Origin of the sequence: Streptomyces sp. NPDC001513 (assembly GCF_042894695.1) — a bacterium.
Lineage (GTDB): Bacteria > Actinomycetota > Actinomycetes > Streptomycetales > Streptomycetaceae > Streptomyces.
On sequence record NZ_JBIAVU010000006.1, the window covers coordinates 334,535 to 361,179 of the forward strand.

Consider the following 26,645-nt stretch of genomic DNA (forward strand, 5'->3'; position numbering starts at 1 on the left):
CCGGCAGCACTCTCTGTGCTGTCGGGGCGGTTCGTTTACCGCCACAAGCGGCAAATACCTGTCACAAGCGGTCACAATGCGATGCGGAAACTCGGGAGGACAACAGTGGGACGACTCTTCGGGACGGACGGTGTACGCGGCGTTGCCAACGCGGATCTGACGGCGGAGCTCGCGCTCGGCCTCTCCGTGGCGGCTGCCCACGTACTGGCCGAGGCGGGCACCTTCGCGGGCCACCGGGCGACGGCCGTGGTCGGCCGGGACCCCCGGGCCTCCGGCGAATTCCTCGAGGCCGCGGTCGTGGCCGGCCTCGCGAGCGCGGGCGTGGACGTCCTGCGCGTCGGTGTGCTGCCCACCCCGGCGGTGGCGTATCTCACCGGTGCGCTGGGTGCCGACCTCGGCGTGATGCTCTCCGCCAGCCACAACGCCATGCCGGACAACGGCGTCAAGTTCTTCGCGCGCGGCGGCCACAAGCTCGCCGACGAGCTGGAGGACCGCATCGAGTCCGTCTACGAGGAGCACCGCACCGGCGCCCCGTGGGACCGGCCGACCGGCTCCGGCGTCGGCCGGGTCTCCGACTACACCGAGGGCTTCGAGAAGTACGTCGCCCACCTCATCGGGGTCCTCCCCAACCGCCTCGACGGACTGAAGATCGTCCTGGACGAGGCCCACGGCGCGGCCGCCTACGTCTCGCCCGAGGCCTTCGCCCGGGCCGGCGCGGAGATCATCACGATCGGCGCCGAGCCGGACGGCCTGAACATCAACGACGGCTGCGGCTCCACCCACCTCGGCCTGCTCAAGGCCGCCGTCGTCGAGCACGGCGCCGACCTCGGCATCGCGCACGACGGTGACGCCGACCGCTGCCTCGCCGTGGACGGCTCCGGCGCGGAGATCGACGGCGACCAGATCCTCGCGGTGCTGGCGCTGGCCATGCGCGAGGCCGGCCAGCTGCGCGAGAACACCGTGGTCGGCACCGTGATGTCCAACCTGGGCTTCAAGCTGGCCATGGAGGGCGAGGGCATCCAGGTCGTGCAGACCGGTGTCGGCGACCGCTACGTGCTGGAGTCGATGAAGGAGCACGGCTACGCGCTCGGCGGCGAGCAGTCCGGCCACGTGATCATCCTCGACCACGCGACGACCGGTGACGGCACGCTGACCGGCCTGCTGCTGGCGGCGCGGGTCGCGGCCACCGGCAAGTCCCTCGCCGAACTGGCGGGCGTCATGCAGCGGCTGCCGCAGGTGCTGGTCAACGTCCCCGACGTGGACAGGTCCCGGGTCACCACCTCCGCGGAGCTGGCGGCGGCCGTGGCCGACGCCGAGCGCGAGCTGGGCACCACCGGACGCGTGCTGCTCCGTCCGTCCGGTACGGAGCCGCTCGTACGGGTGATGGTTGAGGCCGCAGACATCGAGCAGGCCCGCGCGATCGCCGGCCGCCTCGCGGACGTCGTGAAGTCGGCGCTCGGCTAGTCGCGGGCAGTCTTCAGGTGCGTGGCGCACCCGGGGCCGGGTCATCCGGTCGTACCGGGTGCGCCACCGCCGTTTCCGGCCCGCGAGGGCAGGTCGTCTAGAGCTTGCGGAGGCTCAGCTTCTGCACCTTGTGGTCCGGACCCTTGCGGACGACGAGGGTGGCGCGGCCGCGGGTGGGCGCCACGTTCTCCAGCAGGTTGGGCTTGTTGATCGTCCGCCACATCGTCTGCGCGTAGTCCAGGGCCTCCTCCTCGGAGACCTGGGTGTACTTGCGGAAGTAGGAGAAGGGATTCTGGAAGGCGGTCTCCCGCAGCTTCCGGAAGCGGTTGAGGTACCAGCGCTCGATGTCCTCGGGGCGCGCGTCCACGTACACGCTGAAGTCGAAGTAGTCGGCGAGGGCGACGCGGGTGCGGCCGTCCGTGCCGGGGAGGGCCGGCTGGAGCACGTTGAGGCCCTCGACGATGAGGATGTCCGGGCGGCGGACGACGAGCTCCTCGCCGGGGACGATGTCGTAGATCAGGTGCGAGTAGACCGGGGCCCTGACCTCGTCCTTTCCGGCCTTGATGTCGGCGACGAAACGGGTGAGCGCGCGGCGGTCGTAGGACTCCGGGAAGCCCTTGCGGGAGGTGAGGCCGCGCCGCTGGAGCTCCTTCATCGGGTACAGGAACCCGTCGGTGGTGACCAGCTCCACGCGTGGGTGCTCGGGCCAGCGGGCGAGCAGGGCCTGGAGGAGGCGGGCGACGGTGGACTTGCCGACGGCGACCGAACCGGCGACCCCTATGACGAAGGGCGTGCCCTGCTGGGCGCCGTGCCCGTTGCCCGCGTCCCCGAGGAAGGTGTTCAGGGTGCCGCGGAGGTTGCTGGTGGCGCCGACGTAGAGGTTCAGGAGGCGGGAGAGCGGCAGGTACACGTCGCGGACCTCGTCGAGGTCGATGACGTCGCCGAGGCCGCGCAGCCGCTCCACCTCGTCGGCGGTCAGCGGCAGCGGGGTCCGCTCGCGCAGGGCGCTCCACTCGGCCCGGGTGAGGTCGACGTACGGCGAGGCCTCGGGGCCCCGGCGGTGGGCGGGGCGCGCGGGATGCCCCTCCCGGCCGCGTCGCTCCGTTGCGTCGTCCGGCGTGCTGCTTCGTGGCGGCGAAGTGATCACACCGCCATTGTCGGGGCTCGGGGGCGCTTGTGGGTGGTGTGGTCGGTCACGTGCGCGGGGGCCGCAGGAGGGCCGGGGCGGGGGTTGTGGCGGGACCGGTCTCGATTCGGGACAAAGGGAGTCTCGCCCCGATCACGATCAGGGGCCCATGCGGAAATCCCCGGTCTGTTGATCGAACGCCCCGTACATTGTTGATCGCCGCAGCGCTGTCGACCATCGCGCTGCCCTGATGTCGTTTGCTCCATGGGGGAGATCTTTCGTGCGTACCGCTCTTGTCCGTCGTACCGTCCTGACCGCGTCCGCGGTGTCCCTGGCCCTGCTGGCCACCGCCTGCGGCTCCGACAAGGACGGCAAGGCGGACGACAAGCCGACCATCGGCGCCCCGGCGCCTTCGACGGCAGCGGCCGTCAAGGGCAAGACGGACGCGGAGCTGACCGCCCTGCTGATCACGCAGGCCGAGGCGCCCGGGTTCCTCCTGCAGCCCGAGGCGGCCGCCAAGCTGGCAGACGTCGACAAGGCGTCGGTCACCACCGACAAGCCCGAGTGCAAGGTCCTGGTCCAGAGCCAGGCCCTGCAGAAGGTCGGCGCGCCGACCGGCGTCGCGCGGACCGCCCTGGGCGCCAAGCCGAAGGAAGCGGGCCCGAACGCCTCGGCGGAGGAGAAGGCCGAGGCGATCAAGAACGCCATCGGCACCACCGTGACGATGGTCGGCCTCACCTCCTACGACGACAAGGGCGCGCAGGAGGTGCTGGCCTCCGTGAAGGCGGCGGGCCAGGCGTGCGCGGGCGGCTTCAACAGCACCTCCCAGGGGGAGAGCACCAAGTACGAGAGCGTCCAGCGCGGCACCGGCGCCCCCGTCACCTCCGGCGAGGAGGCCGTCAGCCTCGTCCTCACGGCGGACCTGGAGGACGGCGACAAGGCCACCATCCTGCTCACGGTCCTGCGCAGCGGATCCACGGTCGCCACCTTCAGCTCCATCAGCCTCCTGGGCACGGCGGAATCTCCGGTGACGCTGGTCGCCGACCAGTCCAAGAAGCTCGGCTGAACCCTGCCCGACCGAACGTCAACCCCGCTCCGGCTCATTCGCCGGGGCGGGGTTTTCGTCTTGTTCGGCTACGGGGCAGACGGCCAACTACGGCGTACGCTGCGGCCTATGTGCGGAATTGTGGGTTACGTGGGAGCGCAGTCTGCGCTCGATGTGGTCATCGCCGGACTCAAGCGGCTGGAGTACCGCGGCTACGACTCGGCAGGGGTCGCCGTGCTCTCGGACGGCAGCCTGGCCGCCGCCAAGAAGGCCGGCAAGCTCGTCAATCTGGAGAAGGAACTGGTCGGGCACCCGCTGCCGGCCGGCTCCACGGGACTCGGACACACCCGGTGGGCCACCCACGGCGGGCCCACCGACGTCAACGCCCACCCGCACCTCGACAACTCGGGGCGGGTCGCCGTCGTGCACAACGGCATCATCGAGAACTTCGCCGAGCTGCGGACCGAACTCGCCGAACGCGGACACCGGCTGGAGTCCGACACGGACACCGAGGTCGTGGCGCACCTGCTGGCCGAGCACTTCTCGGCGACGGGCGACCTCGCGGAGTCCATGCGGCAGGTGTGCCGGCGTCTGCAGGGCGCCTTCACGCTGGTCGCCGTGCACGCCGACGAGCCGGACGTGGTGGTCGGCGCGCGCCGCAACTCCCCCCTGGTGGTGGGCGTCGGAGAGGGCGAGAACTTCCTCGCCTCGGACGTGGCCGCGTTCATCGCCCACACCCGGTCCGCGATCGAGCTCGGCCAGGACCAGGTCGTCGAGCTGCGCCGCGAAGGGGTCACGGTGACCAACTTCGACGGCACGCCCGCGGCCGTACGGGCGTACCACGTGGACTGGGACGCCTCCGCGGCAGAGAAGGGCGGCTACGACTACTTCATGCTCAAGGAGATCGCCGAGCAGCCGAAGGCCGTCGCCGACACCCTCCTGGGCAGGATCGACGCGAGCGGCTCGCTGACCCTGGACGAGGTGCGCATCCCCGTCTCGGTGCTCCGGGAGGTCGACAAGGTCGTGATCGTGGCCTGCGGTACGGCGTACCACGCGGGCATGATCGCGAAGCTGGCCATCGAGCACTGGACCCGCATCCCGTGCGAGACGGAGCTGGCGAGCGAGTTCCGCTACCGCGACCCGATCCTGGACCAGCGGACGCTGGTCGTCGCGATCTCCCAGTCCGGCGAGACCATGGACACCCTGATGGCGCTGCGGCACGCGCGCGAACAGGGCGCCAGGGTGCTCGCCATCTGCAACACGAACGGGTCGACGATCCCGCGCGAATCGGACGCCGTGCTCTACACGCACGCCGGTCCCGAGGTGGCCGTCGCCTCGACCAAGGCGTTCCTGACGCAGCTGGTCGCCTGCTACCTCGTGGCGCTGTACCTCGGGCAGGTGCGGGGGACGAAGTGGGGCGACGAGATCCGGGCCGTGGTGCGGGAACTGTCGGACATCGCCGCGGCGGTGGACACCGTGCTGGAGACCATGGAGCCGGTACGGCAGCTCGCGCGGTCCCTCGCCGACAAGAACACCGTGCTGTTCCTGGGCCGCCACGTCGGCTATCCGGTGGCGCTGGAGGGCGCGCTCAAGCTCAAGGAGCTCGCGTACATGCACGCCGAGGGCTTCGCGGCGGGCGAGCTCAAGCACGGGCCGATCGCGCTGATCGAGAAGGACCTGCCGGTGGTGGTCGTCGTACCGTCGCCGCGCGGACGGTCCGTGCTCCACGACAAGATCGTGTCGAACATCCAGGAGATCCGGGCGCGCGGGGCGCGGACCATCGTGATCGCGGAGGAGGGCGACGAGGCGGTCGTCCCGTACGCCGACCACCTGATCCGGATCCCGGCGACGCCGACGCTGCTCCAGCCGCTGGTGGCGACGGTGCCCTTGCAGGTCTTCGCGTGCGAACTGGCGACGGCGCGCGGGAACGAGGTCGACCAGCCGCGTAACCTCGCAAAGTCCGTGACCGTGGAGTAGTGACCTGGCTGGAGCTGTAAGACGTGATTATCGGCGTCGGGATCGACGTGGCGGAGATCGAGCGGTTCGGCGCGGCGCTGGAGCGCACGCCCGGCCTCGCGCAGCGGCTGTTCGTCGACACCGAGTTGACGCTGCCGAGCGGTGAGCGGCGCGGGACCGCCTCGCTCGCCGCGCGGTTCGCCGCCAAGGAAGCGCTGGCCAAGGCGCTCGGCGCGCCCGCCGGGATGCTGTGGACCGACGCCGAGGTGTACGTGGAGGACAGCGGGCAGCCGCGGCTGCGGGTGTCGGGGACGGTGGAGGCGCGGGCGGTGGCGCTGGGCGTGAAGTCCTGGCACATCTCGCTGAGCCACGACGCCGGCGTCGCCTCCGCCGTGGTGATCGCCGAGGGGTGATCGCCGGGGGATGGCACGTGCCGTGGGGCAGGCTGGTGCCATGCGTACTGCTTACAGCGTGGAGACCGTACGGGCCGCCGAGCGGGAGCTGATGGCCCGGCTGCCCGAAGGCGCCCTGATGCAGCGGGCGGCGGCCGGACTGGCCGCCGTCTGCGCGGGGCTGCTCGGACGGGTGTACGGGTCCCGGGTCGTGCTGCTGGTCGGGTCCGGCGACAACGGGGGCGACGCGCTCTACGCCGGGGCGCGGCTCGCCCGGCGCGGGGCCGCGGTGACGGCGGTGCCGATGGACCCCGAACGGATGCACGCGGGCGGGCTGGCCGCGCTGCGGGCCGCCGGGGGCCGGGTCGAGGAGGCCGTCCCGCACCGCGCGGACCTCGTACTCGACGGGCTGCTCGGGATCGGCGGCCGGGGCGGGCTGCGGCCGGCGGCGGCCGCGCTCGTGGAACGGATCCCGCCGGGGGTCCCGGTGGTGGCCGTGGACCTGCCGAGCGGGGTGGACGCGGACACCGGCGAGGTGGCGGGGCCGGCCGTCACGGCCGATGTGACGGTGACCTTCGGGGCGTACAAGCCCGGTCTGCTGATCGACCCCGGGGCCTCGCGGGCGGGCGTGGTGCGGCTGGTCGACATCGGGCTGGAGCTGCCGTCGCCGCAGGTGGAGGCCTTGCAGCACGCCGACGTCGCGGGGCTGCTGCCGGTGCCGACGGCGGCGAGCGACAAGTACCGGCGGGGCGTGGTCGGGATCGCCGCCGGCTCCGCGCAGTACCCGGGGGCGGCCGTACTGGCCGTGGCGGGAGCCCTGCGGGGCGGTGCGGGTGCGGTGCGGTACGTGGGGCCGGCGGCGGAGGCCGTGCTCGCGCGGTACCCGGAGACGCTGATCGGGCCCGGCCGGGTGCAGGCCTGGGTGGTCGGGCCGGGACTGGGGGAGGGGCGCGCGGGCGAGGTCGCGGACCTGCTCGCGGGCGACGTACCGGTGCTGGTCGACGCGGACGGGCTGCGCGGGCTGGACGCGGACGTGCTGCGGGCCCGGACGGCCCCGACCCTGCTGACCCCGCACGCGGGGGAGGCGGCGGCGCTGCTCGGGGTGTCGCGGGAGTCGGTGGAGGCGGGGCGGCTGGGGGCGGCGCGGAGGCTGGCGGCCGGGTACGGGGCGGCGGTCCTGCTGAAGGGCTCGACGACGCTGGTCGCCTCCGGCGGTTGCGCGGTCCGGGTGAACCCGACGGGGACGTCGTGGCTGGCGACCGCGGGCAGCGGGGACGTGCTGTCGGGGCTGGCGGGGTCGTTGCTGGCGGCGGGCCTGTCGGGGGCGGACGCGGGGGCGGTGGCGGCGTACCTCCACGGCCTGGCCGCCCGCCTCACGGGCGGCCCGCTCCTGGCCCACGAGGTCGCCGAAGCCCTCCCCACCGCGTGGCGCAACACCAGCCACCCCTGACCACGCGCGGCGCCGCGCCATTCCAGCCCCTCCGGCGTTTGAGGAGCGGGGTTCGGGGCGGAGCCCCGAGAAACGGTGAAAGGGCGGGGCGGGGAGCAGCTCCGCGCAGCGGCGCCGTTGCCGGGGCCAGCCCCGGACCCTCCCCCAGACTCCGTCCGGGGGGACCCCCCCCGCCTCAAACGCCGGCGGGGCTGGAATGGCGCGGCGCAGCCGGAGGGGCGCGGCGGGCGCGGAAGGGCGCGGTGCAGCCGGAGGGGCGCGGCGGGCGCGGAAGGGCGCGGCGCAGCGGAGCGGCGTGGCGGGGCTGAAAGGCATCGTGGGGGTTCTGAGAGACTGGGGGCGATGAACGAGACACCGACGCGCGTGTACGCCGAGATCGATCTTGACGCCGTACGGGAGAACGTGCGCGCACTGCGCGAGCGGGCGCCCCGGGCCGAGTTGATGGCCGTGGTCAAGGCGAACGCCTACGGGCACGGCGCCCCGGCCTGCGCCAAGGCCGCCCAGGAGGCCGGCGCCTCCTGGCTCGGGACCGCCACCCCCGAGGAGGCGCTCGCGCTGCGCGCCGCCGGCATCGAGGGCCGGATGCTGTGCTGGCTCTGGACCCCCGGCGGGCCCTGGCGGGAGGCCGTCGAGGCCGACATCGACGTGTCCGTCAGCGGGATGTGGGCCCTCGACGAGGTACGGGCGGCCGCCCGCGCCGCGGGCCGGACCGCGCGCATCCAGCTCAAGGCCGACACCGGCCTCGGCCGCAACGGCTGCCAGCCCGCCGAATGGGAGGCCCTGGTCGGGGCGGCCGTCGCCGCCCAGGCCGAGGGGACCGTCCGGGTCACCGGCGTCTGGTCGCACTTCGCCTGCGCCGACGAGCCCGGCCACCCCTCCATCCAGCTCCAGCTCGCCGCCTTCCGCGACATGCTCGCGTACGCCGAGAAGGAGGGCGTCGAGCCCGAGGTCCGGCACATCGCCAACTCGCCGGCCACCCTCACCCTGCCCGAGTCCCACTTCGACCTGGTGCGCTGCGGGCTGGCCCTCTACGGGGTCTCGCCCGCGCCCGAGCTCGGCACCCCGGCCCAGCTGGGCCTGCGGCCCGCGATGACCCTCAAGGCCTCCCTTGCCCTGGTCAAGACCGTCCCCGCCGGGCACGGGGTCAGCTACGGCCACCACTACGTCACCGGGACCGAGACGAACCTCGCGCTGGTCCCGGCCGGCTACGCCGACGGCATCCCGCGGAACGCCTCCGGGCGCGGGCCGGTGCTCGTCGCCGGCCGGATCCGCCAGGTCGCCGGACGCGTCGCCATGGACCAGTTCGTGGTCGACTTGGGAGGAGACCACGCCCTCGTCGGCGACGAAGCCGTCATCTTCGGGGACGCGGAACGCGGTGAACCCACCGCCGAGGACTGGGCACAAGCGGCGCACACGATCGCGTATGAGATCGTCACCCGTATCGGTGGCCGTGTGCCCCGGGTGTACCTGGGCGGCTGAGCGAGCGGAGTGAGGGCGGCGGCGTGAGCGAGAACTGGCGCAAGGCCGGCTGGGCCGGCGCCGCCATCGGCGTGATAGCCGCGGGCGCGGCGGCCGGTGTCGCGGTCGAACGGATCACCGTGGGGCGCGGCATGCGCATGAAGGCGCGCCTGGCCCTCGACGCCGCCGGGGACTACGGCTCCCTGCGCGGCACCGAGGGCACCTGCCGGGCCGAGGACGCCACCGAGCTCTACTACGAGGTCGAAGAGGTGCCCGACGAGGGCAAGCGGCGCCGGCTGCGGCGCAAGCCCGCGCCCCCGGCCACCGTCGTCTTCTGCCACGGCTACTGCCTCAGCCAGGACTCCTGGCACTTCCAGCGCGCCGCCCTGCGCGGAATGGTCCGCGCGGTCTACTGGGACCAGCGCAGCCACGGCCGCAGCGCCCGCGGCCTCGCCCAGGCGGACGGCGAGCCGCTGACCATGGAGCAGCTCGGCCGCGACCTGAAGACCGTCATCGACGCGGCCGCCCCCGAGGGCCCGCTGATCCTCGTGGGTCACTCGATGGGCGGAATGACCATCATGGGATTCGCCGAGCAGTTCCCCGACCTCGTGCGCGAGCGCGTGGTCGGCGTGGCCCTGGTCGGCACCTCCAGCGGCCGCCTCGACGAGGTGACGTACGGGCTGCCGTCCGTCGGGGTGGGCGCCGTGCGCCGGATCCTGCCGGGCGTGCTCAAGGCCCTCGGCTCGCAGGTGGAGCTGGTGGAGAAGGGCCGCCGGGCCACCGCCGACCTGTTCGCCGGCATGATCAAGATGTACTCGTTCGGCTCCCGGGACGTGGACCCGGGCGTCACGCGCTTCGCCGAGCGGCTCATCGAGGCCACCCCGATCGACGTGGTCGCCGAGTTCTACCCGGCCTTCCAGACCCACGACAAGACGGGCGCGCTCCGGCTGTTCGCCGACATCCCGGTCACCGTCATCGCCGGCGACAAGGACATGATCACCCCGCCGGGGCACAGCCTGGCCATCAAGGAGGCGCTGCCCGGCGCCGACCTCGTGGTCCTGGAGTCCACCGGGCACCTGATGATGCTGGAGCGCCCGGAGACCGTGACGCGGCTGCTCACCGGACTGCTGGCGCAGACCGGCGCGGTCCCGGTCCCCACACCGACTAACGTTGGCGCGCATGGAAGAAGTACCGCTGGAAGCACAGCGCAGCCAGGCGCCGGCACCTGAGGCCGAGGACAGCGCAGAGACCCGGATCACCGTCGGCTCCCCGGACGCGATGCAGGAGTTGGGCCGCAGGATCGCCGCCCTGCTGCGCCCGGGCGACCTCGTCCTGCTGACCGGTGAGCTGGGCGCGGGCAAGACCACGCTCACCCGCGGCCTGGGCGAGGGCCTGGGCGTGCGCGGGGCCGTGACCTCGCCGACCTTCGTGATCGCCCGCGTGCACCCCTCGCTGACCGGTGGGCCGGCGCTGGTGCACGTGGACGCGTACCGCCTGGGCGGCGGGCTGGACGAGATGGAGGACCTGGACCTCGACGTCTCGCTGCCCGAGTCCGTGGTCGTCGTGGAGTGGGGCGACGGCAAGGTGGAGGAGCTCTCCGACGACCGGCTGCACGTGGTGATCGCGCGCGCGGTCGGCCACGAGGAGGTGCTGGACGACGTGCGCGAGGTCGCGGTGCGCGGGGTCGGGGCGCGCTGGAGCGCCGGGGCCGGGCTGGACTCCCTGGCCGGCGCCTTCACGGAGTAAACGTCCCGACAACTCGTCGGCAAGATATTGCGCTGGTGGCGGCCCTCGTGGTGACATGGTACCGAGAGTTTCTTAGGTATGCCTAAGTTCGGTGTCCCGGGGTCCAGGAGGCAGCCATGTCGGCACCAGCAGGAGCACAGCGCGATCCCCGCCCGTCCGTCGTCTCCATGCGGATGCTGCTCGCCGCCGGAGTGGCCGCCACCGCCGTCTCGACACCGCCCGCACGGGAACACGTACCGGGCGTGGCAGCGGACGCCGTCGCACACGAAGAGGCCGCTCCGGAATCCGAAGCGGCCTGAGTCGCACGTACGGGTGAAGGTCGGGCGCCGCCGTCAGGGAACGACGACGACCTTCGAGTTGATCGTCGCGAAGGCCCACATCGCGTCGCCGTCGGCGCGCGTCATGCGGATCCCGCCGGTCTTCTTCGCCGCGTCCGGCGCCGGCGTCGTGCCGTCCAGCCGGGCGCTGAAGCCGACCGCCACACCCTCGGCGGTGGCGAACCGCACGACGTGCTCGATCGGCACGCCGTCCGAGCCGGTGACCGAACCGGAGCGCGAACCGACGAGGTAGCTGCCCGCCTTCGGGTGCACCGTGCTCGGCATCACCGTGAACGACTTCGGCTCCTGCCCGGCGTCGCCCACCAGCCACACCCGCTTCTGGCCCACCGAGTACACGACGCGCGTCCCGGTGCCGGAGCCCTCCGGGACGGGCACCGGCTTCGCCGCGTCCTGCTTGGCGGCGGCCTGGCTCGGGGCGGGGGCCGGGTTCTGCGCGGCCGCCTTCGGGGGGCGCGGCGGCGCCGTGGCGGAGGCCTGGTAGCCGAGGAAACCGACCGCCGCCACCGCGGCGATGGTGAGCCCGGCCACGATTCCCGAGCTGCTGCGTGCCACCTTGCTCCACCTCTCCGCGCTGACCGACACCCCGGCCGATGCTTCGACCGGCAGTTCGGCCGACGGCTCGACCGATACCTCAGTGATCCCTCGGTCGAAAGGTAGCAGCCGCCCTCCTTTTCGACCGGCCGCAAGGGGCGCGGCCGCCGGAGTCGTAGGCTGTTCGCGTGCTCCTGCTCGCTGTAGATACCGCCACGCCCGCCGTCACCGTCGCCCTGCACGACGGCGAGACCGTCCTCGCCCAGTGCGACCAGGTCGACGCCCGCCGCCACGGGGAGCTGCTGCTGCCCTCCGTGGACCGGGTCCTCGCCGAGGCCGGGGTGAAGCTCGACGCCGTCACCGGCATCGTCGTCGGGGTCGGCCCCGGCCCCTACACCGGGCTGCGCGTCGGCCTCGTCACCGCCACCACCTTCGCCTCCGTGCTGGGCGTGCCCGTGCACGGGCTGTGCACGCTCGACGGCCTCGCGTACGCCGCCGGCGCCGCCGGGATCGAGGGCCCCTTCACCGTCGCCACCGACGCGCGGCGCAAGGAGGTCTACTGGGCCCGGTACGAGGACCCGCGCACGCGCGTCGGCGAGCCCGCCGTGGACCGCCCGGCCGAGATCGCCGAGCGGGTCGCCGGGGTGCCCGCGGTGGGCCAGGGCGCGCTCCTGTACCCCGAGGTGTTCCCGGACGCGCGCGGCCCCGAGCACCAGTCCGCCGCCGCGCTGGCCGCACTGGCCGCGGAACGACTGGCGGCGGGGGCGGAGTTCCTGCCTCCGACCCCGCTCTACCTGCGCCGGCCCGACGCGCAGGTGCCCAAGAACTACAAGGTGGTCACCCCGCAGTGACGCCCGTCCCCGATGCCGTGCTGCGCGAGATGCGCTGGTGGGATATCGCGCCCGTGCTGGAACTGGAGCACGAGCTGTTCCCCGAGGACGCCTGGTCCGCCGGGATGTTCTGGTCCGAGCTCGCCCACGCCCGCGGCCCGCAGGCCACCCGCCGCTACGTCGTGGCCGAGGACGCCTCGGGCCGGCTCGTGGGATACGCCGGGCTGGCCGCCGCCGGCGACCTGGCCGACGTACAGACCATCGCGGCCGCCCGCGACCAGTGGGGGACCGGGCTCGGCGCCCGGCTCCTGACCGACCTGCTGCGGGCCGCCACCGCGTTCGAGTGCGCCGAGGTGCTGCTGGAGGTACGGGTGGACAACACCCGCGCCCAGAAGCTCTACGAGCGCTTCGGCTTCGAGCCCATCGGCTTCCGGCGCGGCTACTACCAGCCCGGCAACGTCGACGCGCTCGTCATGCGACTGACCGACCCCGCACAAGCACGAACTGAGAGCAGTGAGAGCAATGGCTGACGAACCGCTCGTCCTCGGAATCGAGACGTCCTGCGACGAGACCGGCGTCGGCGTCGTCCGCGGCACCACCCTGCTCGCGGACGCCATCGCGTCGAGCGTCGACGAGCACGCCCGTTTCGGCGGCGTCGTGCCCGAGGTGGCCTCGCGAGCCCACCTGGAGGCGATGGTCCCCACCATCGAGCGCGCCCTGAAGGAGGCCGGGGTCAGCGCCCGCGACCTCGACGGCATCGCCGTCACGGCCGGGCCGGGCCTCGCGGGGGCGCTGCTGGTGGGCACCTCGGCGGCCAAGGCGTACGCGTACGCGCTGGGCAAGCCGCTCTACGGGGTGAACCACCTGGCCTCGCACATCTGCGTGGACCAGCTGGAGCACGGCCCGCTGCCGGAGCCCACGATGGCGCTGCTCGTCTCCGGCGGGCACTCCTCGCTGCTGCTGGCCCCCGACATCACCTCCGACGTACGGCCGCTGGGCGCGACCATCGACGACGCGGCGGGCGAGGCCTTCGACAAGATCGCGCGCGTGCTCCAGCTGGGCTTCCCCGGCGGCCCGGTCATCGACAGGCTCGCGCGCGAGGGCGACCCGAAGGCGATCAACTTCCCGCGCGGGCTGACGGGGCCGCGCGACGCGGCGTACGACTTCTCCTTCTCCGGGCTGAAGACGGCCGTCGCGCGCTGGATCGAGGCGAAGCGGAACGCGGGCGAGGAGGTGCCGGTGCGCGACGTCGCGGCGTCCTTCCAGGAGGCCGTGGTGGACGTGCTGACGCGCAAGGCGATCCGGGCGTGCAAGGACGAGGGCGTCGACCACCTGATGATCGGCGGCGGTGTGGCCGCCAACTCCCGGCTGCGGTCGCTCGCGCAGGAGCGGTGCGACGCCGCGGGGATCGTCCTGCGGGTGCCGCGGCCGAAGCTGTGCACGGACAACGGCGCGATGGTGGCGGCGCTGGGCGCGGAGATGGTCAAGCGGAACCGGGCCCCCTCCGACTGGGACCTGTCGGCGGACTCCTCGCTGCCGGTGACGGACCCGCACGTGCCGGGGACGTCCCACGAGGGCGGCGAGGGTCACGGGCACGGCCCCGGCCACGGGCATGCGCACGGCCACGGTCACGGTCATGACCACGACCACGTGCACGAGCTGAGCAAGGACAACCTCTACTCATGAGCACCGTCGCGCTGATGTGGGAGGCCCGGGCCGCCGACGGCCGGGGCAACGAACTCCTGGAGTGGGCCCGGGCCCAGGTCCTGGCCCGGGAGCCGGTGCGCCGCGAGGTGTTCCGGGCCCCGCAGGACCGGGTGCTCGTGCTCACCTGGTGGGAGGCGGCCGAGGGGGTGTCGGCGGAGCTGCCCGAACTGCCGGAGCCCGCTGCCGACTTGATCACGCGGGCGGTGCACCGCTGGCGGTTCGAGTCGGTGGAGGTCGACGGGGCCTGACGGCTCCGGCCCGGTCCGGGTGAGGCCCCGGTCTGCGGCTATGGTCATGTGCATGCCTAGCCGTGACCTGCCGCCTCCGCCGCCGCCCGCGCACCTGCGCGCCTGGCAGGACGAGGGCCACGTACGGGCCGACCGTGCGCGCTTCCTGCACGACCTGGGCCAACGCAGCCTGGGCATCGGGCGGTTGCTGCTGCTCTGGGCCGTCTCCGCCGTCTTCGCCTTCGGCTGGTCCTTCGTCGGCATGGCCCTGGTGGCCTTCGAGCAGGGCGACCCGGTCTCGGTCGTCCTCGCGCTCGTCTTCCTCGTCCTGGGCGCGGGCGTGCTGGTCCCGGCCGGGTTCTGGTTCGCGTGGGGCGCCCGGCGCGACCGCGAGGTGCGGCGGCTGCTGTGCGCGTGGGCCGAGGCGGGCCGGGACCCGGAGGCCGACGTCCGGATGCGCGCGCCCGGCCGGAGCCTGACCTGGCTGCTGGCCTCCCTCGCCCTGGGCGCGGCCGGGCTGTGGGTGACCTTCGGCGTCGCCGTCTCGGCCCGCCCGGGCCAGGAGACGTACGGCGAGGTCACGTACTACATGGGCCTCGGCCTGATCCTGTGGATCACCGCCCTCCTGGGCATCGCCAAGGCAGCCGCCCACTACCGCTGGGCCCTCCGCACCACCCGCACCCCACCCCCGGCCTGACCGAAGGGCCGCCGCCGGGCTTCGGCCCGCAGCCGGGCCGCGCCGGGGGCCGCCGGGGCGCGGCCGGGGCCGCGTGGGGGTCACTGCTCGGGCATCGCCGCAGGCGGCACGGCAGGCGGCACGGCGGGGTGGCCGATCAGCATCGACGGAGCGCCCGCCACCCGGGTCAGGAAGACCGTCGCGGAGTTCGGGCCCTGCGGTTTGACCTTCTTGCGCAGCTCCTCCGGCTCGATCGCCGAGCCGCGCTTCTTCACGGTCAGGATGCCGACCCCGCGCTCGCGCAGCAGGGCCTTCAGCCTCTTCAGGCCGAACGGCAGCACGTCCGTGATCTCGTACGCGGTCGCGTACGGCGTCGCGCGCAGCTCGTCGGCGGTGATGTACGCGATGGTCGGGTCGATGAGCCGGCCGTCCAGCTGTTCCGCGACCTCGGCGACCAGGTGGGCGCGGATGACGGCGCCGTCGGGCTCGTACAGCCAGCGGCCGACCGGCCCGGCCGGCGGATCGGGCAGCGGATCGGCGGTCCGGAGCTCGCGCGGCCCGGGCAGCAGGGTGGCGCGCACGGTCCCCGGCGCGGTCCCGAACCAGAGCACCGCCTCCTTGACGTCCCCCTGGTCGGAGATCCACTCGGCCTCGGCCTCCTCCGGCACGGCCTCGTGCGGGATCCCCGGGGCGATCTTGACGGCCGCGTACTTCGCCGTACGGGCGGTGGCGACGGCCCAGGACAGCGGCGGCGAGTACGACTCCGGGTCGAAGACCCGCCCGCGCCCGCCGCGCCGGGCCGGGTCGATGAAGACGGCGTCGTAGCCGGAGGTGTCCACCTCCGTCACGTCCGCCTCCCGGACCTCGATCAGGTCCGCCAGACCCAGCGCCTCGGCGTTGGCCCGCGCGACGGCGACCGTCAGCGGGTCGCGGTCCACCGCGAGCACCCGGATGCCGAGCCGCGCCAGCGCGAGGGCGTCCCCGCCGATGCCGCAGCACAGGTCCGCGAGGCTGCGTACGCCGAGGGCGGCGAGCCGCTCGGCCCGGTACGAGGCCACGGACGCGCGGGTGGCCATCTCGCCGCCGCCGGGCGTGAAGTACATCCGGAAGGCGTCCTCGGCGCCGAACTTCGCCACCGCGCGCTGCCGCAGCCTGGCCTGCCCGAGCACGGCGGAGACCAGCCCGGCGGGGTGCTCGCGGCGCAGCCGGGTGGCCACGGCCAGCTCCTGGGCGGGGTCGTACGCGCGCAGCGAGTCGAGGAGGGCCTGGCCCTCGGGGGTGAGGAGGGCGGCGAAGTCTTCGGGGGTCACGGGTCCATTGTCGGCGACGGGGCGGACCCGGACGGTGTGGGCCAGTCGAAGGAAGGTCGGACCGCGTTCGCGGTGTCTTCCGGGAAGGCCGTGTGTCGGGTGTCAGGATGCGCTGCTATGCAGCTAGTACGACAAAAGGAACATAACTCGCAACAGGGTCACCGGTACGCGGCGGGTCCGCGCAGCCGGTTCGGGGTGGCCGTGGCAGCCCTGCTCGTCGCCGCCCTCGGAACGGCGTGCGGCTCCGGCGGATCCGACGAGCCGGACAAGGCCGGGAAGGAGAAGGCCGCCAAGGCCGCCGAGGCGGGCGCCGCCGGCGCCCTCAGCGCCGCCGAGAAGGCCAAGGCGGCCCAGCAGGCGCGCGTCGTCGCGGCGAAGAAGTGGGGTCTGCGCAAGACCCCGCTCGCCGCCCCGCCGGCGCCGAAGGAGAAGCCGGAGATCACCACGCGCGACGGCTTCGAGGTGGAGGACCAGGAGGAGTACCCGAACGTCTTCACCACCGTCCCGACCGAGGACAAGGTCGTCTTCCTGACGATCGACGACGGGTCGGAGAAGGATCCCGAGTTCCTGAAGATGATGAAGGAGCTGAAGATCCCGTACACGGCCTTCCTCAGCGACTACGTCGTACGGGACAACTACCCGTACTTCAAGGAGATGCAGGCCGCGGGCGTCACCCTGAACAACCACACGATCAACCACCGCTACATGCCCGGCCTGTCGTACGAGCAGCAGCGCGAGGAGATCTGCGGTCAGCAGGACACCATCCAGAAGCAGTTCGGCAAGCGGCCGACCCTCTTCCGGCCGCCGTACGGCAACTACAACCAGGACACGCTGCGCGCGGCGAAGTCCTGCGGCATCAAGGCCGTCCCGCTGTGGAACGCCGAGGCGTTCACGAACCGCATGGACTACCGCGAGTGGGACCGGGACCTGCACCCCGGTGACATCATCCTCACGCACTTCCGGGGGAAGGAGGACTGGAAGGGCACGATGCCTGACATGATCCGTCATGTCATGAAGACCGTCACGGACAAGGGGTATGCCGTGGCTCGCCTGGAGGATTATCTGTGAAGCACGCGCGCCGGTTCGTAGCCGGAACGCTGGCGGCCGGCGCGCTCGCGCTGTCCCTGACGGGGTGCGGGGACGGCGCGGACACCAGTGGACGACTGGGCCGCACGACGCAGGGAACGGAGTCCGCGTCCAAGGACCCGAAGGGCGCCGACGCCACCAGGCCGTCGGCGCCCGCGACGCCGGCGCCGGGGGGCGCGGGCGACGACGCGTACCGGAAATGGGGCCTGACGGCCCCGCTCGCCTACGCGCCGAAGCCCGCCGAGAAGCCGCAGCTCCCGAAGGCGGCCCCCGGCAAGGTCCCGGTGATAGACCGAATACCCGTGCCGGCCGGGGAGAAGGTCGTCTTCCTGACCTTCGACGACGGCGCGGAGAAGGACCCCGAGTTCCTCAAGATGGCGGCCGACCTCAAGCTGCCGATCAGCATGTTCCTGACGCACAGTGTCGCTTCGCCGGACTACGGGTACTTCGAGAAGCTGCGCGACAACGGCTCCGGCAGCACGATAAACAACCACACGCTGACCCACCCGAACCTCCGGACGCTCTCCTTCGAGGCGCAGAAGAAGGAGATATGCGGCCAGCAGGACCACCTGCAACAGCGCTTCGGCACGCGCCCGCCGCTCTTCCGCCCGCCCTTCGGCAACTACAACGACGACACCCTCCGGGCAGCCTCGGAGTGCGGTGTCTCGTCCCTGCTCCTGTGGCGGGTGTCGATGCAGATCAACAACTTCCAGTACGCCGAGGGCTCCGCCCTCCACCCGGGCGACATCATCCTGGCCCACTTCCGCGGCCCCGCCGAACTCAAGGGCACGACGGAAACCCAGATGACGACGCGCATGCTCCAACGCATCCAGGAACAGGGCTACCGAATAGCCCGCCTGGAGGACTACTTGTAGGGGCGGCGGGGCTTCGGAGGAGGGCGGGGCTTCGGGTTGGCCGGGATCAGAGAGGCGCGGGTGGGGTTTCCCGTCAGTCTCATCGTCCTTCCGCGTCGGGCCGGCCCCTCAAGGGCGCTCCCTTCGGTCGCGTCGCTACGCGATGGCCTGCGGCCACCCTTGACCGACCGACCCGCCACGAAAACCCGAAGACAGCCGAGAAACCCCAAAAGAACGAGCCGGGCGATCCGACCAGGGACGGGCCCATCACAGATATCCGGGCAGGGGTCCCGGTGCGCACGAAATCGCTACGCGCTTCCCACGTCTCAGCGTCTACCGGCCGTCCTGGGCTGGACATAAGCCGCCACAGATCGCTACGCGCTCCGCACGTCTCAGCGGCTGCGATCCGTCTGTGGCCGGACAGTGTCAGCGGACGGCTGGGCCCTGTCCGGCTCGCCAATCGCTGAGGCGTTTGCGGATGCTGGGGACCATCGGAAGGTCGTCAGTGGCTTCGGGAGCGAACCACGCGATTTCGAATGACTCCTCGGACGTCCGGAGGCTGCCACCGGTGGGGCGTGCGAGAGGACAGATCGAGAATTCCTGCCGGACTTCGCCGTCGTCGTAGGTAAAGACGTGTCGGCCCACATTCCGTTGTCTGTGCGAGGCTGCAGCAACACCCGACCGCGGTCATCGACGACCACCGCTGAAGCCGCCGGCAACAGGCTGTTCGCTATGGGGGCGTCGGGGCCGTCCTGGTAGTCACGCCTGGGCATTGCGCCTCGTCTCCCGAAACGTCGCGTCCATCTCCGGATCAGTCTGCGGCCTCGATGTTGCTCACCGCGGTGGTGAACTCGCGGCCGGACGCACCGCGGATGTAGGCCAGCTCCATCCAGTGCTCGGTGTCGGTGGCCGAGACATTTTCGTTGATCACGGCCATCAACTCTCCTTCGACGCCTGAGGCGATGTCTCGGACGCGACGGCGCAGCAGTCGGTGCGGCACGTATTCGCGCTGCTCACTCATCGGACGCCCCCTGCAAGGTGTCGAGGAATCGCTCCCAGCCGACCAACGCCCGGTCCAGCAGATCGGCGCTGGGCTCGACTACGGCCGCGACCCTCTCCGAGGGGATGTCTTCCGCGTCAACGCTGGACACATCACGGCGCTGCGGCATGCAGATCACTCCTCACGTGCGAGACCACCCCACCGGATGACCTCTCTAGAGATGCACCTACTACAGCGGAAGTCGCCCCATCCGTCAATACATCTCTAGAGATGTCAGTCGAAGTAGGTCCCAACGCTGCTGCGTGCGGCGGCCTACCTCGGGCCCTAGGGTGTCTAGAGAGGAGAAGGAGTGATCGGTTTCATGACCAGCCAGGGCAGTACGCGCCAGCCGAAGTACCAGCGGATCGCCGATGCACTGAGGGCGGCCATCCGGTCGGGTGAGTACGGTCCGGGCGATCGTCTGCCGGGCGAGAACGACCTCATGGCCACGTACGAGGTCGCGCGGATGACCGCGCGCCAGGCCCTCGGCGTGCTGCAGAACGAAGGCCTCGCGGAGGCGCGGAAGGGCGCCGGTGTCTTCGTCCGGGCGTTCCGGCCCCTGCGGCGCCGCGGTATCCAGCGACTGGCGCACGAGCAGTGGGGCGCGGGCCGCTCCATCTGGTCCACCGATACCGAGGATCGAGAGTTGGTCGTCGATCAGATCGAAGTGCGGGAGGAAGAGGCGAACAACCGTATCTCCGACGCCCTTGGCCTTCCGCCGGGAACTCGGGTGTGGACACGCAGCCGCCGCTTCGTGCTCGATGGCAAACCCGTGCTCTTCGCGATGTCGTACCTGCCGTCAGACGTCGTTGCGGACTCGGCCATCACTCAGGTCGACACCGGCCCCGGCGGGACCTACGCCCGGCTGGCCGAACTGGGGCACGGACCGGTCCACTTCCGTGAGGAAATCCGGTCTCGGATGCCTTCAGTCGACGAGGCCGGGCGGCTGGCGCTCTCCATGGGCACACCCGTCATCCAGATCGTCCGCACCGCGTTTGCCGAGGGCGGACGGGCGGTCGAAGTCAACGAGATGACGCTGGACTCCGCCTCCTACGTCCTGGAATACGACTTCGGCGCCTAGTCCGATACCGATCTACCGGCTCACCGGACGGGTATCGGCCCACGGCGGTCGGCAGTCGCTGAGACGTGGGAAGTGCGTAGCGATCTGTGGCGGCTTATGTCCAGCCCAGGACGGCTGGCAGTCGCCGAGACGAGCGGGGCGCGTAGCGATTTGATGCGCGCCCCGGTCCGCCCGCATATCTGTGATGGGCCCGTCCCTGGTCCGATGGCCCGGCTCGTTCTTTTGGGGTTTCTCGGCTGTCTTCGGGTTTTCGTGGCGGGTCGGTCGGTCAAGGGTGGCCGCAGGCCATCGCGTAGCGACGCGACCGAAGGGAGCGCCCTTGAGGGGCCGGCCCGACGCGGAAGGACGATGAGACTGACGGGAAACCCCACCCGCGCCTCTCTGATTCCGGCCAGACCGAAGCCCCGGCCTCCCCCGAAGCCCCGCCCCCCTACGCCCGCACCACCGGGGTGATCGTGGTTTCTGCTGGGCCTCGGGCGTCCGCCTCGCGTTGGCGTTCTGCGCTGTCGCTGATGCGGAGGAGGAGGGCGATCATGATCCAGTTGGCCAGGAGGGACGAGCCGCCCTTGGCCAGGAAGGGGAGGGCCTTGCCGGTCAGGGGGATCAGGCCCGTCACGCCGCCCGCGACCACGAAGACCTGCAGGGCCAGCGCCGAGGCCAGGCCGACCGCCAGCAGTTTGCCGAAGGGGTCCCGGGCGCCGAGCGCCATGCGCAGCCCCCGCTGCACGAGGAGTGCGTAGAGGATCAGGACGGCCATCACCCCGGCCAGGCCGAGCTCCTCGCCGACCGTGGTCAGGATGAAGTCGCTGCGCCCGGCGAACGCGATCAGTTCGGGGTGGCCCAGGCCGAGGCCCGTGCCCGAGATGCCGCCCGTGCCGAAGCTGAACAGCGCCTGCGCCGACTGGTCGGAGGTGACCCCCGGCGGCCGGTTCTCCCAGTAGTACGACAGCGGGTTGAGCCACGCCGCCACGCGCGCCTTGACGTGGGGCTCCGTCGAGCCGACGACGAACGCGCCGGCCGAGGCCATGACCAGGCCGCAGACGATCCAGCCGGTGCGCTCGGTGGCGACGTACAGCATGACCACGAACACGCCGAAGAAGATCAGCGAGGTGCCGAGGTCGCGCTCGAAGACCAGCACCAGCATCGAGACGATCCACACCGTGACGATCGGCCCGAGCTGCCGCATCGGGGGCAGCCGCATGCCCAGGAACCGGCGGCCCGTCAGCGCCAGCGAGTCCCGGTGGATGACCAGGTACCCGGCGAAGAAGACCGCGATCATGATCTTCACGAACTCGCCGGGCTGCAGCGAGAAGCCGAAGAGTTTGATCCACCGCTTCGCGCCGTAGGTGTCCGCGCCGAAGAAGGCCGGCGCGATCAGCAGCACCAGCGCGACGGCCATCGTGATGTAGATGAACCGTTGCAGCAGCCGGTGGTCGCGCAGCAGCGCCAGCACCAGCAGGCAGGCGGCGACCCCGACCACCGTCCACATCAGCTGCCCGGGGGCGTTCGCGTCCGAGTTGTAGCGCTCGATGTAGCCCTGGTCGAGGCGGTGCAGCAGCACCAGGCCGAGCCCCGTCAGCAGCATCGCGAGGGGGAAGACCAGCGGGTCCGCGTAGGCCGCGAAGCGGCGCACGCCCAAGTGCCCCACCAGCGACAGCAGGGTCATGCTGATGGTGAAGCCGGCGAGGTTGGGCGGCAGCTCGTCGTTCATGGCGAGGCCCGCGGCGGCGTGGCCGAAGACGGCGATGGCGATGACGAAGACCAGGAGCAGCGCCTCCGTACGTCGGCGGGCGCCCGCCGACGTCAGGGGTTTCAGTCCACGCACGGAATGCCGCCGCTGTCCTTGGGGTAGGACGGGGAAGGCGAAGAGGGCGGGGGCGACCCCTCGTGTGACCCCTCGTGTGACGCTTCAGGCGACGCCCCATGTGGCGCCCCATGTGGCGCCGGAGGTGCGGACGCGGCGCCCGGGGCGCCGGGGCTCGCGGCGGCTTTGGGTCCGATCTGCTCGGCAATGAGGCGCTTTATCTTCATATCATCTACGACGTTGATGTCCTCCCCATGGTTCCTTCCGAAGCGTTCGATGGGAAGTGTCATGAATTGCACCCGCCCGCCGGAGAGGTTCTTCGCCTGCTTCACGAACGCCGGCAGGTCCCACCCCGCGTCCGTGACCACGTCCTGCTTCGCGGCGTCGACCAGCTTGAGCAGCTTCACGGGGTCGGTGAAGGTCCCGGCCGAGTTCAGCTTCTTCGTCGCGCCCGCGAGGAAGGCCTGCTGCCGCTTCGTCCGGTCCAGATCGCCCATGTCCAGGCCGTGCCGCTGGCGCACGAAGGCGAGCGACTGCCGGCCGTCGAGCGTCTGCGGGCCCGCGGGGAAGTCGGCGCCGGAGTACTTGTCCTTCACCGCCTTGTTCAGGCACACCGGTACGCCGCCCAGCGCGTCCGCGAGGTGGTGGAAACCGGCCAGGTTCAGCTCGGCGAAGTGATCGACCGGGACGCCCAGGAAGTTCCGCACCGTTTCGATCTGCGCCCTGCGCCCCGCCTCCCGGCCCTCCCGCTCCAGCTGCCGGCCGTCCTTGACCCCCTGCGCGGCGAGCTGTTCCTGTTTCCGATCCTTCGCCAGCCCGTACGCCTTCTTGATCTTGTCCTTGCCGTGGCCCGGTATGTCGACGAAGTCGTCGCGCGGCACCGAGAAGGCCTTCGCCCGGCTGCCGTCCCCGGGCACGTGCAGCAGGATCAGGGTGTTCGCGTTGTAGCCGCCGATGTCCGAGCTGCCGGCGTGCAGTTGGTCGAGGACCTCCTCCGGCAGTTTCTCGCCGTTCTGGTCCCGGCGGCTGTCCAGGCCCATGAGCAGGATGTTCGTGTCGCCGAACTTCGACTTCTCGGCGCCTTCGAGGGCCTTGGAACTGGCGATGCCGGCGGCGAGGTCCCGGTACAGGTACCAGGCGCCGCCGCCCGCCATGACCGCCAGCGCGCAGCCGGTGACCAGCAGCGTGCGTCCGATCCGCCGGCGGCGGGACGGGCGGCGGGACGGGCGGCGGGACGGGCGGTGGCGGGGTCGGGTCGTCGGGGTCTGCGTCGGCTTCCTCCGGTGCGCGCTCATGCCTGCCCATGCTGGGGGAGGCGCGCTGAAGGAATCCTGAGGGCTCGGGGGAGTGCTACCGGATCCGCAGCACCAGCCGCGCGCCCCCGGCGGGCGCCGGCAGCGCGCGTACGTCGCCCCCGTGCGCCCGCGCGATCTCCCGGGCGATGGCCAGGCCCAGCCCGGTGCCGCCGCTGGCCCGGCCCCGGTCCGCGGCCAGCCGTACGAACCGCTCGAACACCCGGTCCCGGTCCGCCCGCGGTATGCCCGGCCCGTCGTCCGTGACCTCCAGCACCGCCCAGCCGTCCTGCGCCGCCGCCCGTACGACGACCTCCGCGCGGGCGTACCGCAGGGCGTTGTCCACCAGGTTGGCCAGCGCCCGCTCCAGCCGCGCCGGATCCCCGGACGCCGGTACGGGCGCCCGCGCGTCCAGCCGTACCGCGACCCGGGCGCCGCCCCGGCGCGCCACGTCCTCCGCGGCCAGCAGGGCCAGGTCCACCGGCTCGGGGCGGGGCGCCGGCCCGCCGTCGAGGCGGGCCAGCAGCAGCAGGTCCGCCGCGATCCGCTGGAGCCGCTCGGTGTCGGCCAGCGCGGCCGCGACCGACTCCCGGTCGGGGCGGTCCATGGCCAGCGCCACCTCCAGCCGGGACCGCACGGCGGCCAGCGGGTTGCGCAGCTCGTGGGAGGCGTCCGCGGTGAACTGCCGCTGCCGCGCGTCGGAGCGCTCCAGCCGGTCGAGGGTGTCGTTGACGGTCCGGGCCAGCCGGGCGATCTCGTCGGCCCCGCCCGGGTCCGGAACGCGCCGGTCCAGCTCGCTCGCGGTGACGGCCGCCAGCTCGGTCCGGATCGCGCTCACCGGGCGCAGGGCGTGGCCGGTCACCCACCAGGCCAGGGCCGCCGCGAAGCCGATCAGCGGGGGCGCGCCGGCCAGTAGCCCGATCCGGACGGCCCGGGTGGCGTCGTCGACGTCACCGAGCACGGTCATCGCGTACACGGTGTGCGCGCCCGGCGCATCGAGGACGACGACCGCGCGCCGTTCCGCGCCGGGGTGCGCGGGCGGGAGGACGGCCGAGCGGGAGTCCTCCCCGGGGCCGGGACGCGGCGCACCATCGAGCTCGTGGGGTTCCGGGCCGTGCCTCGGATCGCCGGTGGTGGCGACGGTCCGGCCGGCCGCGTCCCGTACGAGGACCAGGTCCACCCCGCTCTCGGGCGCGGGCAGCCGTCCGCCGGGCGGCAGGGTCCGGCTGTCGAGCTGGGCTGCGACCTTCCGGGCGGCGAGCTCGGTGCGGCCGGTGGTGTTGTCGAGGAGGTTGGCGCGCAGCAGGGCGTGCAGCCACAGTCCGCCGGCGGCGAGGACGGCGGCCATCGCGAGGGCGGCGGCTGCGGCGGTGCGGGCGCGGACGGTGGCCCTAGCCACCGTCGGGGGCCATCCGGTAGCCGGTCCCGTGGACGGTGAGGATCGAGCGGCGGCCGAAGGGCGCGTCGATCTTCTTGCGCAGCGAGGAGACGTACACCTCGACGATGTTCGGGTCGATGCCGTGCGGGGTGTCCCAGACCTCGTCGAGGATGTCCTGCTTGGCGACGGCCCGGCCGGGCTGCTCCATCAGGCAGGCGAGCACGCCGAGTTCGCGGGCGGTGAGCTCGATGTCCCGGCCGCCGCGGCGGCAGCGGCGGCCCTGCGGGTCCAGGACCAGGTCGCCGGCCTGGAGGAGGCAGCCGCGGTCGGAGGCGCCGGCGCCGGCGCGGCGGGCCAGTGCGCGGAGCCGGGCGGCCAGGACGACGAAGGAGAACGGCTTGGTGAGGTAGTCGTCCGCGCCGCAGTCCAGGCCCTCGGCCTCGTCGTACTCGCCGTCCCGGGCGGTGAGCATCAGGACCGGGGTGGTGTCGCCGTGGGCGCGCATGCGGGCGCAGATCTCGTAGCCGCTGAGGCCGGGGAGCATCAGGTCGAGCAGGACGACGCCGTACGGGCCGCCGGCGAGGGCCAGGTCCAGTCCGCGGTGGCCGTCGTGCGCGACCTCGACGAGGTGCCCGTTTGCGGACAGGCCGCGCCGCAGGGACTCGGCGAGGCCTTCTTCGTCTTCGACCACGAGGATGTGCACGGAGCAAGCCTCACATATCGCCCTTTCCCTCCCGGGTGGGGGTACGGGTGCGGGTGCGGGTGCCCTGCGGGCGGCTAGGCGGTGTGCGGGTGTGGGTCGGTGCGGGGTGCCCTGCGGGCGGCTGGGCGGTGAGGGGTGTGGGGCGGTGCCCCGCGGGAGGGTCTCCTCGGCTCGCGCCTGCGGGGATGGTCGAGTTGTGCGGCCTGGGTTGCGCGCTCGTCCTGCGGGGACCCTCCCGCGTGTCCCCGCCCCACGGCCCGGCTTCGACAGCGGAGGGGAGTGGGGACGTGTCGGGGTGTCCCCGCAGGACGAGCGCGCAACCGCCCTCAGCGGCCTTGACATGCCCGCAGGCGCGAGCCGAGGAGACATCCCGGCGCGGCGCCACGGACCGACCCCGCCGACAAGCCTTCAGGAAACCTTGCCGAGCCGCCCGCAGGGCAACCGGCCGAGGAGACATCCCGGCGCGGCACCGCGGACCGACCCCCGCCGACAAGCCCGCAGGGAAACCTTGCCGAGCCGCCCGCAGGGACGGGCCTGCCGGAAATGGTGCCGGGCTGCCCGCAGGGCAACCCGCGGGGCGCGGGCCCAGCCCGGGGAAAACGACACCCCCGGCGGCCAGAATTGGCACTCCGCTTGACCGAGTGCTAATCGCCGGAATAGTGTCGCACCTGGCACTCACCCCTGGTGAGTGCCAACACAGCGACAGGCAGATCCGGCACCCGCGACGACGGATCGACCTGGTCGCCACCTCAGACAGTTAACCCCGGATCTCCGAAGGGGGAGGTCGGATCGTGACGACCGCCAGCTCCAAGGTTGCCATCAAGCCGCTTGAGGACCGCATTGTGGTCCAGCCGCTCGACGCCGAGCAGACCACGGCCTCCGGCCTGGTCATCCCGGACACCGCGAAGGAGAAGCCCCAGGAGGGCGTCGTCCTCGCGGTGGGCCCGGGTCGCTTCGAGGACGGCCAGCGTCTCCCGCTGGACGTCACCGTCGGCGACATCGTGCTCTACAGCAAGTACGGCGGCACCGAAGTGAAGTACAGCGGCGAGGAGTACCTCGTCCTCTCGGCTCGCGACGTGCTCGCGATCGTCGAGAAGTAATTCTCTTCATCAGTACTGCTTTGAGCTGCGCCCCTGGTCACCCCGCTGATTG

The 26,645-nt window shown here is 72.4% G+C and carries 27 protein-coding genes and 1 pseudogene; 18 read left to right on the forward strand and 10 right to left on the reverse strand.

The window, feature by feature from the left end:
* The first annotated feature begins 105 nt into the window (after positions 1-105).
* The gene (gene glmM / locus ACFYZ4_RS16250) at positions 106-1,464 is read left to right on the forward strand and encodes a phosphoglucosamine mutase (protein ID WP_351290765.1); all 1,359 of its coding nucleotides are present in this window, start codon (positions 106-108) and stop codon (positions 1,462-1,464) included.
* Positions 1,465-1,561: 97 nt separating this feature from the next.
* Here glmM and coaA read toward each other — a convergent pair whose 3' ends face one another.
* Positions 1,562-2,611 carry a type I pantothenate kinase gene (gene coaA / locus ACFYZ4_RS16255; RefSeq protein ID WP_351290763.1) on the reverse strand — a complete coding sequence of 350 codons (1,050 nt, stop codon included), beginning with the start codon at positions 2,609-2,611 and terminating at the stop codon, positions 1,562-1,564.
* 259 nt (positions 2,612-2,870) lie between these two features.
* Here coaA and ACFYZ4_RS16260 point away from each other — a divergent pair, with 259 nt between their 5' ends.
* The 8 genes from ACFYZ4_RS16260 to ACFYZ4_RS16295 all read left to right on the forward strand — a co-directional run bounded on the left by ACFYZ4_RS16260 (position 2,871) and on the right by ACFYZ4_RS16295 (position 10,936).
* Positions 2,871-3,656 (forward strand): hypothetical protein, encoded by a 786-nt coding sequence (locus ACFYZ4_RS16260; RefSeq protein ID WP_390784171.1) that lies wholly within the window; start codon positions 2,871-2,873, stop codon positions 3,654-3,656.
* Positions 3,657-3,764: 108 nt separating this feature from the next.
* Positions 3,765-5,612: a glutamine--fructose-6-phosphate transaminase (isomerizing) gene (glmS, locus tag ACFYZ4_RS16265; protein WP_351290759.1), complete on the forward strand. Its 1,848-nt coding sequence runs from the start codon at positions 3,765-3,767 to the stop codon at positions 5,610-5,612.
* A 23-nt stretch (positions 5,613-5,635) separates the two neighbouring features.
* Positions 5,636-6,004: a holo-ACP synthase gene (locus ACFYZ4_RS16270; protein ID WP_390784172.1), complete on the forward strand. Its 369-nt coding sequence runs from the start codon at positions 5,636-5,638 to the stop codon at positions 6,002-6,004.
* Positions 6,005-6,044: 40 nt separating this feature from the next.
* The gene (locus tag ACFYZ4_RS16275; RefSeq protein WP_390784173.1) at positions 6,045-7,433 is read left to right on the forward strand and encodes an NAD(P)H-hydrate epimerase; all 1,389 of its coding nucleotides are present in this window, start codon (positions 6,045-6,047) and stop codon (positions 7,431-7,433) included.
* Between the two features lie 342 nt (positions 7,434-7,775).
* A complete protein-coding gene (gene alr, locus ACFYZ4_RS16280) occupies positions 7,776-8,912 on the forward strand; it encodes an alanine racemase (RefSeq protein WP_384351830.1) in 1,137 nt (378 codons plus the stop codon).
* Positions 8,909-10,120, forward strand: a complete 1,212-nt coding sequence (locus tag ACFYZ4_RS16285; RefSeq protein ID WP_384351863.1) for an alpha/beta fold hydrolase — start codon at positions 8,909-8,911, stop codon at positions 10,118-10,120. The genes alr and ACFYZ4_RS16285 overlap by 4 nt, the downstream gene beginning before the upstream one ends.
* The gene (gene tsaE, locus ACFYZ4_RS16290) at positions 10,071-10,637 is read left to right on the forward strand and encodes a tRNA (adenosine(37)-N6)-threonylcarbamoyltransferase complex ATPase subunit type 1 TsaE (protein WP_384351833.1); all 567 of its coding nucleotides are present in this window, start codon (positions 10,071-10,073) and stop codon (positions 10,635-10,637) included. Before ACFYZ4_RS16285 ends, tsaE begins: the two co-directional genes overlap by 50 nt.
* A 116-nt stretch (positions 10,638-10,753) precedes the next feature.
* Positions 10,754-10,936, forward strand: coding sequence for a hypothetical protein (locus tag ACFYZ4_RS16295; RefSeq protein WP_390784174.1), 183 nt, complete (start codon positions 10,754-10,756; stop codon positions 10,934-10,936).
* 33 nt (positions 10,937-10,969) lie between these two features.
* Here the strand turns inward: ACFYZ4_RS16295 and ACFYZ4_RS16300 are convergent, their stop codons facing one another.
* On the reverse strand, positions 10,970-11,527 hold the full coding sequence (locus ACFYZ4_RS16300; RefSeq protein WP_351290747.1) for a hypothetical protein: 558 nt from the start codon (positions 11,525-11,527) through the stop codon (positions 10,970-10,972).
* 167 nt (positions 11,528-11,694) lie between these two features.
* Here ACFYZ4_RS16300 and tsaB point away from each other — a divergent pair, with 167 nt between their 5' ends.
* The 5 genes from tsaB to ACFYZ4_RS16325 are packed head-to-tail and all read left to right on the forward strand — an operon-like array spanning position 11,695 to position 14,967.
* Complete coding sequence (gene tsaB / locus ACFYZ4_RS16305) at positions 11,695-12,357, forward strand: tRNA (adenosine(37)-N6)-threonylcarbamoyltransferase complex dimerization subunit type 1 TsaB (RefSeq protein WP_384351842.1); 663 nt, start codon at positions 11,695-11,697, stop codon at positions 12,355-12,357.
* A 29-nt stretch (positions 12,358-12,386) separates the two neighbouring features.
* Entirely contained in the window at positions 12,387-12,866 is a 480-nt protein-coding gene (rimI, locus tag ACFYZ4_RS16310) for a ribosomal protein S18-alanine N-acetyltransferase (protein WP_351290806.1), read from the forward strand.
* Entirely contained in the window at positions 12,859-14,022 is a 1,164-nt protein-coding gene (tsaD, locus tag ACFYZ4_RS16315) for a tRNA (adenosine(37)-N6)-threonylcarbamoyltransferase complex transferase subunit TsaD (protein ID WP_390784175.1), read from the forward strand. Before rimI ends, tsaD begins: the two co-directional genes overlap by 8 nt.
* Positions 14,019-14,291, forward strand: coding sequence for a hypothetical protein (locus ACFYZ4_RS16320; RefSeq protein ID WP_351290741.1), 273 nt, complete (start codon positions 14,019-14,021; stop codon positions 14,289-14,291). The genes tsaD and ACFYZ4_RS16320 overlap by 4 nt, the downstream gene beginning before the upstream one ends.
* 52 nt (positions 14,292-14,343) lie before the next feature.
* Positions 14,344-14,967 carry a hypothetical protein gene (locus tag ACFYZ4_RS16325; protein WP_351290739.1) on the forward strand — a complete coding sequence of 208 codons (624 nt, stop codon included), beginning with the start codon at positions 14,344-14,346 and terminating at the stop codon, positions 14,965-14,967.
* An 80-nt stretch (positions 14,968-15,047) separates the two neighbouring features.
* Here the strand turns inward: ACFYZ4_RS16325 and ACFYZ4_RS16330 are convergent, their stop codons facing one another.
* Positions 15,048-16,301, reverse strand: a complete 1,254-nt coding sequence (locus ACFYZ4_RS16330) for a methyltransferase domain-containing protein (protein WP_390784228.1) — start codon at positions 16,299-16,301, stop codon at positions 15,048-15,050.
* Positions 16,302-16,451: 150 nt separating this feature from the next.
* On the opposite strand from ACFYZ4_RS16330, the gene ACFYZ4_RS16335 reads away from it, so the two are divergent.
* Positions 16,452-17,324, forward strand: a complete 873-nt coding sequence (locus tag ACFYZ4_RS16335; protein WP_390784176.1) for a polysaccharide deacetylase family protein — start codon at positions 16,452-16,454, stop codon at positions 17,322-17,324.
* A complete protein-coding gene (locus tag ACFYZ4_RS16340) occupies positions 17,321-18,217 on the forward strand; it encodes a polysaccharide deacetylase family protein (protein WP_390784177.1) in 897 nt (298 codons plus the stop codon). The genes ACFYZ4_RS16335 and ACFYZ4_RS16340 overlap by 4 nt, the downstream gene beginning before the upstream one ends.
* Positions 18,218-18,622: 405 nt before the next feature.
* On the opposite strand, the pseudogene ACFYZ4_RS16345 reads toward ACFYZ4_RS16340, so the two are convergent.
* From ACFYZ4_RS16345 to ACFYZ4_RS16355, 3 genes and pseudogenes are all read right to left on the reverse strand, one after another.
* Positions 18,623-18,969: pseudogene (locus ACFYZ4_RS16345) on the reverse strand (NUDIX hydrolase).
* A 38-nt stretch (positions 18,970-19,007) separates the two neighbouring features.
* Entirely contained in the window at positions 19,008-19,217 is a 210-nt protein-coding gene (locus tag ACFYZ4_RS16350) for a hypothetical protein (RefSeq protein ID WP_390784178.1), read from the reverse strand.
* Complete coding sequence (locus ACFYZ4_RS16355) at positions 19,210-19,365, reverse strand: hypothetical protein (protein WP_390784179.1); 156 nt, start codon at positions 19,363-19,365, stop codon at positions 19,210-19,212. The genes ACFYZ4_RS16350 and ACFYZ4_RS16355 overlap by 8 nt, the downstream gene beginning before the upstream one ends.
* Before the next feature lie 192 nt (positions 19,366-19,557).
* On the opposite strand from ACFYZ4_RS16355, the gene ACFYZ4_RS16360 reads away from it, so the two are divergent.
* Positions 19,558-20,316 (forward strand): GntR family transcriptional regulator, encoded by a 759-nt coding sequence (locus tag ACFYZ4_RS16360; RefSeq protein WP_390784180.1) that lies wholly within the window; start codon positions 19,558-19,560, stop codon positions 20,314-20,316.
* A gap of 430 nt (positions 20,317-20,746) precedes the next feature.
* Here the strand turns inward: ACFYZ4_RS16360 and ACFYZ4_RS16365 are convergent, their stop codons facing one another.
* Genes ACFYZ4_RS16365 through ACFYZ4_RS16380 form a run of 4 tightly spaced genes read right to left on the reverse strand, consistent with a single transcriptional unit; the run spans position 20,747 to position 25,493 of the window.
* Positions 20,747-22,141, reverse strand: coding sequence for an FtsW/RodA/SpoVE family cell cycle protein (locus ACFYZ4_RS16365; protein WP_351290731.1), 1,395 nt, complete (start codon positions 22,139-22,141; stop codon positions 20,747-20,749).
* Positions 22,129-23,415 (reverse strand): LCP family protein, encoded by a 1,287-nt coding sequence (locus ACFYZ4_RS16370; RefSeq protein WP_390784181.1) that lies wholly within the window; start codon positions 23,413-23,415, stop codon positions 22,129-22,131. The genes ACFYZ4_RS16365 and ACFYZ4_RS16370 overlap by 13 nt, the downstream gene beginning before the upstream one ends.
* 55 nt (positions 23,416-23,470) lie before the next feature.
* Positions 23,471-24,811 carry a sensor histidine kinase gene (locus ACFYZ4_RS16375; RefSeq protein ID WP_390784182.1) on the reverse strand — a complete coding sequence of 447 codons (1,341 nt, stop codon included), beginning with the start codon at positions 24,809-24,811 and terminating at the stop codon, positions 23,471-23,473.
* Positions 24,804-25,493 (reverse strand): response regulator transcription factor, encoded by a 690-nt coding sequence (locus tag ACFYZ4_RS16380; protein WP_390784183.1) that lies wholly within the window; start codon positions 25,491-25,493, stop codon positions 24,804-24,806. The genes ACFYZ4_RS16375 and ACFYZ4_RS16380 overlap by 8 nt, the downstream gene beginning before the upstream one ends.
* Positions 25,494-26,284: 791 nt before the next feature.
* Here ACFYZ4_RS16380 and groES point away from each other — a divergent pair.
* Positions 26,285-26,593, forward strand: coding sequence for a co-chaperone GroES (gene groES / locus ACFYZ4_RS16385; protein ID WP_030011064.1), 309 nt, complete (start codon positions 26,285-26,287; stop codon positions 26,591-26,593).
* Positions 26,594-26,645 lie beyond the last annotated feature (52 nt).

Bases quoted from the DNA above. Each gene is read 5' to 3' on its own strand.
- glmS (WP_351290759.1), top strand. From the start codon at position 3,765: ATGTGCGGAATTGTGGGTTACGTGGGAGCGCAGTCTGCGCTCGATGTG.
- ACFYZ4_RS16275 (WP_390784173.1), top strand. From the start codon at position 6,045: ATGCGTACTGCTTACAGCGTGGAGACCGTACGGGCCGCCGAGCGGGAG.
- alr (WP_384351830.1), top strand. From the start codon at position 7,776: ATGAACGAGACACCGACGCGCGTGTACGCCGAGATCGATCTTGACGCC.
- tsaE (WP_384351833.1), top strand. From the start codon at position 10,071: ATGGAAGAAGTACCGCTGGAAGCACAGCGCAGCCAGGCGCCGGCACCT.
- ACFYZ4_RS16295 (WP_390784174.1), top strand. From the start codon at position 10,754: ATGTCGGCACCAGCAGGAGCACAGCGCGATCCCCGCCCGTCCGTCGTC.
- rimI (WP_351290806.1), top strand. From the start codon at position 12,387: ATGCGCTGGTGGGATATCGCGCCCGTGCTGGAACTGGAGCACGAGCTG.
- tsaD (WP_390784175.1), top strand. From the start codon at position 12,859: ATGGCTGACGAACCGCTCGTCCTCGGAATCGAGACGTCCTGCGACGAG.
- ACFYZ4_RS16320 (WP_351290741.1), top strand. From the start codon at position 14,019: ATGAGCACCGTCGCGCTGATGTGGGAGGCCCGGGCCGCCGACGGCCGG.
- ACFYZ4_RS16325 (WP_351290739.1), top strand. From the start codon at position 14,344: ATGCCTAGCCGTGACCTGCCGCCTCCGCCGCCGCCCGCGCACCTGCGC.
- ACFYZ4_RS16350 (WP_390784178.1), bottom strand. From the start codon at position 19,217: ATGAGTGAGCAGCGCGAATACGTGCCGCACCGACTGCTGCGCCGTCGC.
- ACFYZ4_RS16355 (WP_390784179.1), bottom strand. From the start codon at position 19,365: ATGCCGCAGCGCCGTGATGTGTCCAGCGTTGACGCGGAAGACATCCCC.
- ACFYZ4_RS16360 (WP_390784180.1), top strand. From the start codon at position 19,558: ATGACCAGCCAGGGCAGTACGCGCCAGCCGAAGTACCAGCGGATCGCC.
- ACFYZ4_RS16370 (WP_390784181.1), bottom strand. From the start codon at position 23,415: ATGAGCGCGCACCGGAGGAAGCCGACGCAGACCCCGACGACCCGACCC.